4 protein-coding genes are annotated in these 14,116 nt (G+C 50.0%); all 4 read left to right on the top strand.

Features of this window, described 5'->3' with window-relative positions:
• The coding region (locus ACK8OU_RS19030; RefSeq protein ID WP_410304923.1) for a beta strand repeat-containing protein at positions 1–2,563 on the top strand (2,563 nt) is incomplete at its 5' end.
• A 74-nt stretch (positions 2,564–2,637) separates the two neighbouring features.
• Positions 2,638–13,122 (top strand): hypothetical protein, encoded by a 10,485-nt coding sequence (locus tag ACK8OU_RS19035; protein WP_410304924.1) that lies wholly within the window; start codon positions 2,638–2,640, stop codon positions 13,120–13,122.
• Positions 13,122–13,370 carry a class I SAM-dependent methyltransferase gene (locus ACK8OU_RS19040; RefSeq protein ID WP_410304925.1) on the top strand — a complete coding sequence of 83 codons (249 nt, stop codon included), beginning with the start codon at positions 13,122–13,124 and terminating at the stop codon, positions 13,368–13,370. The genes ACK8OU_RS19035 and ACK8OU_RS19040 overlap by 1 nt, the downstream gene beginning before the upstream one ends.
• Positions 13,367–14,053 (top strand): CatB-related O-acetyltransferase, encoded by a 687-nt coding sequence (locus tag ACK8OU_RS19045; RefSeq protein WP_410304926.1) that lies wholly within the window; start codon positions 13,367–13,369, stop codon positions 14,051–14,053. Before ACK8OU_RS19040 ends, ACK8OU_RS19045 begins: the two co-directional genes overlap by 4 nt.
• Positions 14,054–14,116 lie beyond the last annotated feature (63 nt).

Genomic DNA, 14,116 nt, shown 5'->3' on the forward strand with positions numbered 1-14,116 from the left:
CGGCAAAGATGGTATCGAAAATTATATCCTTGCGGGAAATACGGGTGCAACAACCACCTTCACAGTAAACAGTAACGAACTATCCGTTAACGTAACCGCGTCGTCCGTGGTGGCGACAGATGAAACAATCGATGTGAACGGTCTTGTCGTGGACGGCACTTATGCTCTGGGTGCGGGCACAAACGTTATCGAAATGGCAAGTGGCGCAAGTACTGCGGGTGCAACCATCTCGGCCAGCAGCGGCTCTTGGAAGTTTGTTCTCGATGCCGGTGTTCTCGCAGTGACGGTTGCGTCTGACCAACTTCAGGGAACGAATGCAGCAGCAAATATCGATGCGGCAGGTTTCAATGATACCGTTACGGTCGACACGACCCGCGGCGCATTGACCACCTACATCCTCGATGCAGACATCAAGACTTGGAACATTGGTACTACGGGTGACGGCAATAACATCGTAACCAGCGGTGCTGACGCACAAGCTGTAACCTTCGGCACTGGAAACGATACCATCAAGTTCACCTCTGCGGCGTTTGACACAGCAGACTCGGTTAATGGTGGAACCGGTACGGATACCATCCAAATCACCGATACTGCCAACATTGTACTGACGGACATGTCAAATAAGCAGTCGATTGAGACACTTCTGCTTTCAGGCAGCGGTGCACAATCTGTGGATCTTGGTTCAGCATCGGATACCGCTGGAGTTAGGACTGTGACGGCAATTGCCGGTACGGCCTCTGATATCGATATCAGCGGTACTGCGCTTGGTCTGACGGTTACGACGGACGCTGGTAATGACACGGTGATTGCAGGCTCTGGGGCTGACAACATTAGTACAGGGGCAGCAAATGACACGATCCGGTTCCTGTCTGCAAACTTCACGTCTGCAGATACGGTGGATGGTGACGACGGCACGGACACGATCCAAATTACCAACGATGCCGTCGTCGATGACGCTGACTTCACCAATGTGACCTTCGTTGAGACGCTGTTGCTGTCCGGCTCCGGCGCACAAGACGTGAACTTCACTGGCACGATTGCTGAGGATGCAGGGATCCGTACGATCACAGCAACGGATGGATCTGCATCTAACATCGATATTAGCGGGACGACCGCTGGTATCACGGTGGCCACGGATGGCGGAAATGACACCGTCACTGCGGGTAGCGGAAATGACGACATCAGCACTGGTGACAATGATGACACAATCATTATGTCAACAAACCTCACCGCTGATGACACTATTAATGGTGGGAACAATACGGATACTCTGACCTACACTGATACTGGTGCAGGAACAGACGAACTCGATAATGTCACCAACGTGGAGGTCATCACCCTAGGCGATGCGACAACCCGAGTTGTTGCTCAGAATGCATTGGTAGCGTCCGGTGCAACCCTAACTGTGTCTGCTGCCAGCTTGACTGGTGCTGCTACCCTGTATTGGGATGGTTCCTTGGAAACTGACGGTAAGTTCTCGATTACCGGCAGCGGCCAGGACGATTCAATTACCGGTGGTGCCGCTGCCGACACTATATCGTCTGGTTCTGGTAATGATTTGATTATCACGGGTAGTGGCAACGATAGTGTCTCTTCTGGTAGTGGAGACGACACTATTACCATTGGGACGGGCTCCACGCTTACGACAGTAAACGGAACCGTTTGGATTGACGCGAGTTCTGGAGACGATACGATTTATATCGAAATCGACGATATGAACTCGGTTGATACAGTCAACGGTGGAGCAGATAGTGACACTATGACACTTTTGACATCGGGGACGCTCGCAGACACAGACCTGACAAATGTCACAAACATTGAGACACTGCGCCTTGCCGACGGCACCAACAACATCACGTTGGAGACAGAGGCCTACAATTCGGGGTCGGGTATCACCAGCATCGTTGGTGGTACCGGGAATGATACGGTCAACTTTGTATCGGCACTCGATGCTGAGCGTGGGAGTTTCTCAGTCGATTTCAGCAGTGGTGGTACTGATACAGTTGTCGTCGGAAACGTCTCGATGGAGGGCCTCGTAACATCTGGAAGCAACGTAACCTTGAATGACTCCATTTCTGCATGGAATGGCAGTTTGGGTGCAGATAACAATGCCGTAACTATCTATGGATTTGATGGTGGAGATAACAACGATCAAATCGACATTAGCACTGGCACTGGTGCTGCAATTGGTGGTTTCGCTGAGAACGTGAAACTTACGACCAATAACCTTGCAAGCCTGTCGACAAACTCGGTTATTGAAATCTCATCCAACACAACGGATGGTGGTTTCCAGATATCGGATCCGACAAACCTAGGGGCTGTTGCTACAATGCTTGACCAGCTGAATAACGTTCAGGATGGCACGTACTTCATCGTTGTCTACGATGGTTCGGGTGTAGATGCGGATGCGTATCTGTATCAAGCTACGGCTACAGAATCTGATGGTTTCGACTTCGCGGACTTTAACGGTGCGACTAATGGCGTTGATACAGATACGCTTGAGTTTATCGGTCAGTTCATCGATGTCGGCGGCGATGTTTTGAACTCTCAGAACTTCATCTAATAAAAAGGGTTGAGCCCCCTAGTATGCTAGGGGGCTCTCTCCGTCTTTAATCTGCCCAACTAGGAAGATAAGAAATGTCTGTTATCAGAACGGTCCCGTATCACTATTATATCTACGGCGATGACATTCTGAATTATCTCTGGAGCCATCTTTATGGTGATAATGGTTGGATCGCGGATCACTGGACGATCGCGTCGACGCCGTACTACGGGTCAAACAATGTAGCCTATGTCGATATGTCCTTGAACATTACTGCGACCGATAGTCGTGATAATGATCGCTTGACATTGACGGACCCGATTGGAAACACGTCACGCTATGTTTTGAATATCAAAGGTGTCGAACACATTGATGCGCCTCTGGCCGATGGTGTGGATCTCGAAATCGTTGGTAAAGTAGGTTTTACGACTGATGGGTCGTTGAACTCACTTCGGATGAATATCGGCAATCACGATATGATCTATACGGGGACAACCCGTGATCAAACGCTCTTTATGGGAGGTGGGTGGGATACTGTCGACCTCACAGATCATCCAGATATTCCTGGCACCCAGTACTACGCGTCTATTCGTCGTGCTGATGGTGAGGTAGACCTCTACAGTCTTTTTTCTGGATATCGAATTCGCATTCAAGAAGGTGGTGTAACTTGGGATAATACCAACGGTTATATCAATTATGGTGAAGTTGAACGCGTATACGCGTTGGAAGGTTTCAACTCCGACACTGTTAATACGTTGGACCCAGGGCAAGATCTGACGTTTACAGAAGCACGTGGACTTTTCGACAATATTGACCTTCGCAGCGATGGTCAGGAATATTCGGACTCATTCAATCTCGCCTATTTTAACTTCATTCGCTACACGTCTGACAACGTGTGGGTAGGTGAGTCCACTATTCATGATGGTACTAGATACTCAACGCCGAACTCACAAAGTGTCACAACGAGTCGATACGGCGTAGATGCCACAACCCTCGATGTTATCGGGCAGGCGCGGAATGGTACCCATGACTTGGTTGTTACTCAGCAAACGGCTGAAATCGACGGTCAGCTCCGTGTTTATTCTTACGATGTCGATAGCAAACTATACAATGCGTTCAATCAGGTGTTTCTGGGTGATGCCGGCAACGATTTAAGCAATAAAGACTCGATCACTGGCAGTGATTGGTCGGATCGTGTCGCACTTTATGGTTTTGCCGGGAATGACACCCTTAAAGGTGGAGCAGGGTACGATTACATATTTGGCGGTCAAAGTACTTACGATCAGGTTGACGGGCCAACATTCGGGAACTTGGTTCGCGGAAACGCTGGCGCTGATTATTTTGGTGTTGGCGATACAAACAGTGCTGGTGAGGTTGTTTCCTCGGCGACGACGAAGACGATCACAACCGACAACGTGACACGTTCTGAAACCTATACGACGACATTCCATAAAGGTTATGCCACAGATGCTATTCTTGATTGGGATGCTGGTAGCGATACGGTCGTTGTATTGAATAACGGTGTCGCCGTTATTGCTGGTTTGCGCGGGACGACTATGTCGTCAAATAACACGATTGATCTCAGAGCATTTTCTGCAGTTGCTACATCTGATCAGGATTTCGATGGCGCCCGGGGAGGAGATAACTGGGATTCTACGCAATCACTCTATTACATTTATAATAATCAGGCTACGCGGGATGCGCAAAGTATTGCGAACGAAACTGGCGTGGACATAAGCGTTGTCAATGACGGGTTAATAGTAGCGCGTGGCTTGGGGGGAGATGACCTAATATACGCAAGTGCCGGCGCCGACTATCTATACGGAAACGCGGGTGTAAACACTATTATTCTTGATGGGACTGCAAGTTCTGCTGGATCGTCTAGTCCGCTTTTGACACTTAATCCTGGGGAGGATCGCGTATACTACGATACGCGTGCTGGTAAGCAATATATCGCTAACTTCCAAACCGGTGTTGATCATTTTTATCTGGCGAAGAACGTCATTGATGCATTTGATCCCAGCCATGCAGGGTCAAAAAGCTGGGATGTAGTGGATGGGACTGCCAGTTATGAGTATACGCGTCCTCAGGCCGCGGATCAAAATATTACATTTATCCACAACTTGTCGTTCAAGCCACTTCTGAGTACCTTGTATGGATCAGGTCCCTACACAAACATGCAGTATTCGCAAACTGACTTCATTGCGGACAGTATTGATACAGCTGCTGGCACTGCAATGTATTCTATTGGCAGTGGGCTTTGGGCCATTCCTTTCGTAGGACCTGCACTCGCTATTCCATTTTATGTGTTGGGTGGCATTTTTCAAACGGCACAAATCATGTCATATGATTGGGACCCGTTGTCACTTATTGGTCTTGATGGGATTGTCCCGGACCCGCAGGACTACGTGCCTGATGGTGGAGCTGACCAATTGTTAGGCGATCAGACATTCCTTGGGTCAAATACCCACTTGAATGCAACATACAAGCTTACTGATACAGGTACGTACAGTAACCTGTTCACCACGAATTATGTTTATGTCCTAGACAGCCAGAAGAGTTTTAATACTACTCTTGCAACATCGACCAGCACGGGTGCAGATAATAAGAACCTGTTGGACTTTTTTCACACTGTTAGTGATGGGTTTATTCCCGCGCTTGAGCTGAATCCAGGTGTAGATAATTTTGCGGACGTACAGAGCTTAAGTTTCGACTTTAGTTCGTTCACAGATTATGTTACGCGTAGCGCAAGTGACTATGGCGTCTATGCATATTTTGCAGTTCACTCAAATAACGAAACGTTTGTCTATCTCGTAAATTCCCGTGACAATTTGATCACGAATGATGAGGCGTTTCTGGTTGCGGAAATTGGCGGGATCCTGACCGCTGACGATTTCAACGTCTATAATGGCGGGGATGATATCTATAATCAGTATAGTGATCACCCTGAAGATGGTGGGTCCCCGACACCTAATGAAGAAGATGCCGAAGTCATCAAATATATCCCATCAATAACGTCTGTTGATGAGTGGACTGGCGGTTCATGGGCTGCATTGACAGAGGGAGAGCGGACATCTGAAAACACATTACGCGTGAATGTGGCTATCAGTCCCACCGCTGCAACTGACGTAACGATCAAAGTCTATGACAGTATGGAATTGGATGGGGACCTGCCCGTTCTGATTGGCCAGGGAACGATTTCGGATGGATCAAGTACAGTCATCATAAACGACAGCCGTGTCCTCGGACAAACTATCATCCGCACTGACTTTGATGTTGATTACGGAACCATCGATACATCAGGTGCTGCGCCTACGGGCATCACAATTTCAGATTCGTCTGGAACTGGTGATTTGCAGGCGCTTTCTGCTGACAACTCGTTTGAGTACTTTGATGCAAAGGTAAGCTACTATGCAGTTGCTGAAAGCACGATTAGCGGTGGGTTTACTGTAAAGGAAAGCTCTGATCCGTTCAGCGTGGTGGCGAATGGGCCCAGTGATGATACTATTTACGGTGGGGCAGGGACGGATACGCTGTTTTTGAGCGCGACCTCGGAACATCTTAATAATGCGAGCGACGCTCAAATCACTGGCATTGAGAGGGTCACGGTTAAAACTGGCCTGCCTCCTGTTCTTGTGGCCAATAAGGCTATGGTTTGGAACGGAGGAATTGTAGATTATGCGATTTCGTCGGTTACCATTGCTGACGCGGGCAACGACCTAGCCGCTGGTTATTATGAACTTACATTCACGGATGACGATGCTGAGGTTGAAACTGCAGCAACTGGCTGGTTTGCAAAAGTAGATGCGACGGGAAGAGTTGTAGCCGTGGTAACTAACGATTCCGGCCGTGGTGATTACGATGCCTTGGCTCCGGCAACACCCGCGTTTTCAAGTGGCCTTTATTACGACACTGTGTCAATTACCGCGCCTTGGGAAATGATTGGTGTAGAAATCGACCTTTCTAATCAGGGTGAAAGTGGCCGTGCATATGATTTCTATGAAGCCGGCACCTTAGAAACTTATGATTCGGGGACGGGAATTATTACATCGGGTACCCCTGTTCTAGATCTTGTTGCTGGGGGTGTTGGTGGTGAGCTCGACTATGTTGAAGCAGCTGGTTTCGAAATCACCGGTGCTTCAGGCGATGATACCATTACTGCAGGCGCGGGCGATGATACGATCACAGGTCTTGCAGGGCAAAACTCTTTAACCGGTGGAGCGGGTAACGACTTGTTCCGTTACTATGGCGCGGTTGAACTTTTGGACGATACGGTTGCGGGGGGGAATGGAGCCTCAGATACCATTGTAATTACCTACAATGATGATGACGGTAATGGCATTATTGACACATCGCTAACAGTTTCTGATGCGCACTTCGCTAATGTCTCTACTGTTGAAGTGTTGGATCTGTCGGGAAACCAGGTTGCGACCGCAGTGACGTTGCAAAACCAAGCCCAGACTGCGGGCATTCGAACGGTCTATGGTGCGGATAACACAACAGTATCAGGTATCCGTGCTGACTCTATTGATGCCTCGTCCTACACTACGGGGATCACAATCGTTGGAGGTGCCGGGGATGACACAGTTCATGCAGGCTCTGGTGTTGACAGTCTATCTGGTGGATCTGGAAATGACGTCTTCCTGATTGATGGAAGTGCAGATCATAGTACATCAGAAACAATCAGTGGTGGGAGCGGGGTAGACACTATCCGTTTCACAAGCCTTGCGAGCGAGATCTTGACGCTGAGTTCGCATGTGACGGATGCTGATAACTTTATCTATTTGGAAATCTCAAATGCCGCCGGCAGCAATACCGGGACGACACCCAATGGGATTACCGCAGATTTGCTTGGTGCAGATCTTGACGTTTACATGATTGGTAACGAGGGGGCTAACTCTCTGACCGGTAATGGTGATAGCAATAACACCATCATTGGCGGCGCAGGTAATGACACTATTACTGGAGGTGCTCAGGTTGATAGCTTGGACGCCGGTGCTGGAAACGACGTTATCGTGTTCGCCTCTGCCGCAGAGCTTGCAGCAGATGTCACCGTGATCGGTGGCTCTGAAACAGACACGATCCGGATGGATACCGGAGGAACAGCTCTCACCTTGGCCGATGATGACTTTGCGGACGTCATTCAGGTTGAGGCTCTGGATTTGACAGGAACTGCCGCGCAGACAGTCACCCTGGGTGTAGAGACCAATGCCGCCTTTGCAACTGGTATCACTGTTACGACGGATGCAAGTGCCGCAAGCTTGAACCTTCAGGGCAGCGCATCAACGGTGTCGATCAACGCAACCGGCACGAATAATGCCGATACGCTGGTCGGCGGTTCGGTCGATGACACGCTCAATGCTGGCAGTGGGGGTGGAAGTGTGTCTGGTGGCGGTGGCGCAGATACCATCCGTTGGTCAGGAGCAGGCAACACGACCGTATTCGGTGGTGATGGTAACGATAATATCGATGCAGACCCAGATCAGACCGGCGCTGACAGGATTGCAGGGGATGCGGGTAATGACACAATCTATGGTGGCGGCGGGAATGACACCTTACTCGGTGGAGATGATAACGACAGTATTACAGGTGAAGATGGCACCAATGTGATTTGGGGCGGCAAGGGACAGGATGCAGTCAACGCCAGCACTACAGGGTCAGTTGATCGGGTGATCATTGTTGGTGATCTTACCGATAGTACTACGGTGGATTCTGACAAGTTAACTTTGATTAATTCGACGATCGATACGCTACTCGGTTACGATCACCCAACCTTGACAAACGCTTACACGACGGATGTTGTTGCGGGTGAAACAATTAATTTTGACTCTACCGGGAACGATATCCTCTACACATTTGGTGATGTTGACCTTTCAAATGTTACGATCACGGGTAATTATTCGATAGTCACACACTCTTCTTTGATCCTTAACGAGAGTGACTTCGATAACATCCAGAAAATCACGTTTGTTGGGGACTCGCTTCACAAAATCACCGTTGTAGATGACACTACAAAGGCTGCGCTCTCGAACGACGATCAGATCGTTGCATTCGAAACTTGGGCAGAGGATTTGGATGGGAGCGGGAACCGTGTTGCAAATGCTAAGACGCAATTGGCATTTACGGTCTCTGGCTCTAAGTTCAGGGTGGGTGATTTTGACACCGGCGGGGCTGAATACACCTTCGCCAGTACGGTGACAGCACCACTTTTGTATCTTGAGCCAATTAACCACAAGGTAAGAGGTGGAGTGGAAGTAGTTCCGGCCGGTAGTCCGTTCGCGACGACCGAGAACATGCAACTCCGTTATGATAAGCTGGATGGTGGACAAATAGGCGGCTTTGAAACGGCCGGAACTGATTTTTTCACAGGAAGTGGTAGAACTGTATCAAACGAAGCGTTTGTCGGTGACCGATTTGCTGGGTTGAAGTTCGCGACCTATTTCGAGCCAGGTTTTATGCAGCTGCCGATTCCAGATACTTTCGGGGGTTACGGTGATAACAAGGTGCACCGTGAGCAGTTTGAAGTCTATAATGGGTCATTTGACGTTCGCACTGGTATATTTACGGTCGAAGAGCGCCCTGATGGATCAATGTACGTTGGACGTGAAGAGTTCACGCTTATCCTTTACGATGATGACCCGTCGGCGGGAGTGCAAGATGTTGAAGGCATCGTGTTTATAAACCACATGGAAGAGCGTGATGGCTGGCGTGTTTTGGACCGTGGTACACCCGATGCAGTGCTTGAGTTTAATAAAACGTCGCTACACACGGATGCTAACTATGGCCTTATCAGAATTGATGACGGAACAGGCACAGACGATGTGCTTGATGGAGCCGTGAGCGGTAAGAAAGACTATATTTACGGCTTGGGAGGAAATGACCAAATTACGGCTGGCGCAGGTGATTTCGTAATTGCCGGTGCTGGCGCTGATACCGTTTATGCTGGAGCTGGAGAGCAGATAATCGATCTTGGGTACAACACGGTGACCTGGAATGGGCGTGACGGGGATGCGGATGTTGTCGTCATGGTCGGTGGTGGCTCAGGCGCTGTTGGTACCCAAGGACAAGACTTTATCTATAACTTTGAATTTGCCAACGATATAATCAGAGTGGGCGAGGTGTACGGGGCGGCGGTGACGTATAACCATGTGGCTCATGTGCAAGTTGGCGGAGCTTTTACGAGTGATACTATTTCGATCGATCTGAATGGTAACGGCTCGATATCAGGGGATGATCTGGTGTTCACCCTGAAGGCGACTGATGATGCGACTGCATCGAATGCCACTGTTCTGAGTCGTATACAGTACGATTTGATTGGTTCCGGCTCTGCCGATAACATCACTGGTGGCTCGCAGAGTGACTCGCTCGCGGGCGGTGGAGGAAGTGATACACTCGCTGGTGGAGCAGACGCTGACGTTCTGTCGGGTGGCGCGGGTGATGATACATTCCGGATTATCTCACTGGCAGATATTAATGGTCTTGCCGAAGCGATTTATGGGGGGACTTCAGCGGCTGATGACGGTGCGAACGACCAGATTGTCTTCGAGGTTGCTGGCGCTGCCAACATTAGCAGCGCTACGATCAGCGGCATTGAAACCTTGGTTCTGAATGCTGACTCGAACTCGATTACAATGACAGCGGCCCAGCATAACGGGTTTACCAATATTACGGCTGGCGGGACTGCGGACCAGATTAGTGTCGCGACTGCTGGAACTTTCACGGGTGAAGCTGCGATCGAGAAGTACAACGTTACTGCGACATCTGTGATGACGCTTGGTGCGTTGACGCAGAATGTTGAGGAGCTTGGTACTGGCGATACGACGCTTGTGTTTGGGGCTGGTGCTTATAGCGGCACGTTCACGAACTTCGAAGCGGCGGATGTCCTGAAGGTTGTTGACGGTACGGACATCTCGGGTGTGACAGGGCTGGATGCAGGTGTTCTGGACTTCCAGAATGCGACTGCAACGATCACGTTGAGTGCGGCTCAGAATGGGTCTCTGACCATCTTGAACGCTGGTACTGGTAGCCAGACGATTATCGTTGATGGGGCTGATACATTCACCGCTTTCGCAGGTATCGAGAGCTACGAGCTTGCAGCAGGTGCCAACAGTGTAACCACTGGTGCAACCAACCAGGCTATCAATGCTGATGCGCTCAACGACGGCGAATTGCTCACCCTGGCCGGATCTCATGACGTGTCGGTGTCTTTGACGGCCGGTGACCTTACATCGACATCGACGGGAAACCTGATTGTAACCGCCACATCGGGTACAAACGTCATCCTAACAGGTGCTGGAGATGACGTCATAACCGGTGGCGCTGGTGTAGACGCTATGGACGGCGGTGCTGGTGCGGACGTGTTTGTGATCTCTGCTACTGCAGATCATCCTTCCAATGAAACTATAACGGGTGGGTCGGAAACAGACGTGATCCGCTTTGCCTCAACAGCTGGTGCAACGTTGACGTTGAGTGCGAGTGTGCTTGTTGAAGAAGTGCGCATTGCTGCTGCGGATGGCACTGCCACAGGTACAACTTCGGAGAGCATCGATGCGACCAACGCTCAGAGCACGATTGCGCTTTACGGTAACGATGGTGCGAACAGCCTGACGGGCAACGCCTCCGCGAACGTGATTGTTGGTGGAGCTGGAGCTGACACGATCACGGGTGCTGACGGCGCTGACAACATGGACGGTGGCACTGGCAACGATGTGTTCATCATTGCTGATGTTGCTCACCATGATACTGGTGAGACGATCATTGGCGATGCTGGCACTGACACGATCCGCTTCACCTCGACGGCTGGTGCGACGCTGACGCTTGATACGAACGTGAATGTGGAAGAGGCCCGCATTACCGATGCAGCTGGTGTTGCCACGGGTACGACGGCGGAGAGCATCGACGCGACCAACGCGCAGGGCACGATTGCGCTATATGGTAACGATGGTGCGAACAGCCTGACGGGCAACGCCTCCGCGAACGTGATTGTTGGTGGAGCTGGAGCTGACACGATCACGGGTGCTGACGGTGAGGACTCGCTTTTTGGTGGATTGGGTGATGATGCATTTGTTTTTTCGGATAACGTTGCGCTCAGCAGTACGGCCACTGTTGTTGGTGGGGATGGAATTGACCGTATTAAATTTACGTCAGTTATTAACACTCTCCCGAACCTAGGTGGCAGTGGTAACTTTCACGCTGACTTTTCCAACGTTTCAAGTGTGGAGGAAATCGAACTAACTGATGCCAGCAAAATAAATCTTGGTGAGAAATTTGTGACTATTGGTGTGCCAAAATTCATTACAGGCTCTGGATCGACAGACATTCGATATGATGACAGTGCATTAGGCACTGTGACTGTCGATGCTGCTAATATGTCCGATGGTAATACCCTAACCCTGACTACTTTTAATGGAAGCTCAGTGGGCTCATTCAACGTCGTTAACTTACAAGGCGATGTATCTGCGAGTACATTGACTGGTGCATTATCCGTCACGGCGGCTTCTGGGTCTGGATTTGCGGTCTCTATTAGTGCAGGCGGCGGAGCCGACATTGTTACGGGTAGCGCTGGAGCTGATACAGTTCTTGGTGGTGCGGGCAACGATACGATTTATGGTGCTGGCGGAGCCGATTCCCTTGTTGGTGGTACGGGGTCTGACTTTTTTGTGTTGAAGTCCAATAATGATCTTAGCGGTGTTGCTGTGATTGATGGTGGGGCGGAGATACATGATAGTATATCTTTGCAGAGCGCCACATTCGGTACATTTGACTTCACGGCTGCGTCGGGTAGTTTCACAGGTGTTGAGAAAATATTTTTTGATGCATTGTCTGACGGTTCGGGTATTACCGTGAAGATCAGCGATGAGCTTGTCTCTGGCTCAGACGATGGCAACATATTGACGATCTCTTCCAACGTGGTTCAGACTAATAAAGTAACAATTGATGCGTCTGATGTCACTACAGCAGCTAACCGGATTGAGGTCATTGGCACTAATTTCGGTGGTGGCGACAGCATCGTGGGTTCGTCGGGCGAGGACACCATCGACGGTGGTGCTGGCAATGACACAATTTCTGGCGGAGCTGGAAATGATGTCATCACGGGCGGTGCAGGTGGTGATGAACTTACTGGTGGCAGTGGAGCCGATGTTTTCAATTTTTCATCATCCAATAACGGCCTAGACACGATAAAAGATTTTGTGAGAGTCGATGGGGATAAGTTGGATTTCAGTTCTATAACTGATCAACACGATGTGTATAATTCTGGAATAGCCGTGGCAGGGGGAAGTAGCGTCAAGATTGCGCTCGCTGCAGTTAATGGCCGCTTTGTATACTTCAGTGTTTCTGACATCACCACGGCCGACATCTCGGAGGCAAGCCTTTTTGGGTCAGGACAAGAGTTCGCAGCTGAGGGAACTCCATCACCATTGGACTTCATTCTGGCCGTTGGCGAAACCACTGGGACAGATGGTGTGAAGATATATCAAGTTTTTGATGGGGCAGATCCAGACGACATGACGATCACTCAGATTGGTTTGATCGAAGGTACTTCGTTGGCTGACATCTTGTCTCCGAATTTGATACTCTGATGGTCCGTTCTGACTCAATCATGGGCTGTGGACCCAAACGCAAAGACCAAACACTTCCTGCCTTTCAGTCGGATGATTGGCGGGAAGTTCGGTTCGATATCGATGAGAGCGTCGCTCCGGACATAATAGGCACGATGGCCGATACTTCGGCCGTGGAAACCGCGTCGATGGGCGCGCTGTTCTCCTCGCACAATGTCGAGCATCTCTATCCGCATGAAGTGCCGCTTGCCCGAACTAACGTCCTATGAGCACGGCGCTACAATTTGCAGCTTCTGTACATTTGGCCGGAGACGTCTTTGTTGAAGAGCCTGTTCGGGTTTTTTCTGGCTGCTCACTATCAAACGTACGAATTGGTGCATTCAGCTATGTAAGCCCTGGTGCTTCACTTCACAACGCCTCGGTCGGACGTTACTGCAGCATTGGGGACGGTGTTAAAATTCTGTCTCAGCACCCTCATGGATCTTTGACGACGTCTCCATTTCCCTACCAACGCCTTTTTGCAGCACCTTTTGATGCGGATCCGCTGCACGATTATGCGCGTGTGCTGCCAACGACGATCGGTAACGATGTTTGGATTGGTTCTGGAGCCAAGATCAAGTCTGGGATTACGATAGGTGATGGTGCGATAGTCGGCGCAGGTGCGGTGGTGACGCGGGATGTAGTGCCGTTTTCTATCGTTGGTGGCGTTCCAGCCGAGATCATCCGGTTTCGGTTTTCCAATAAAGTTATCTTGGAAATCACAAATCTTGCGTGGTGGAATTATAACGTAGTTGGCCAAAAATTTGAGTGGCAGGATCCATTCAGGGCGCTGTCCGAGCTTTCCGAGCTGATTAGCTCCGGTGGTATGCAGCCATTTGCTCCGCGGTGCTTTAAAGTTTGGAAAGGGGCTGAGGGCATTAGTGCAACGCAAGTTGACCGTTTGGATGCGTAATGGCCGAAACCGTCTAATGAAGTTCTATCAAGCACCAGCATCCATTCAGTGGATAAATCACAG

The organism is Pontitalea aquivivens (assembly GCF_046507575.1).
Classification (GTDB): domain Bacteria; phylum Pseudomonadota; class Alphaproteobacteria; order Rhodobacterales; family Rhodobacteraceae; genus Pontitalea; species Pontitalea aquivivens.

Coding starts and splice junctions, on each gene's coding strand:
- ACK8OU_RS19035 (WP_410304924.1), top strand. CDS start 2,638: ATGTCTGTTATCAGAACGGTCCCGTATCACTATTATATCTACGGCGAT.
- ACK8OU_RS19040 (WP_410304925.1), top strand. CDS start 13,122: ATGGTCCGTTCTGACTCAATCATGGGCTGTGGACCCAAACGCAAAGAC.
- ACK8OU_RS19045 (WP_410304926.1), top strand. CDS start 13,367: ATGAGCACGGCGCTACAATTTGCAGCTTCTGTACATTTGGCCGGAGAC.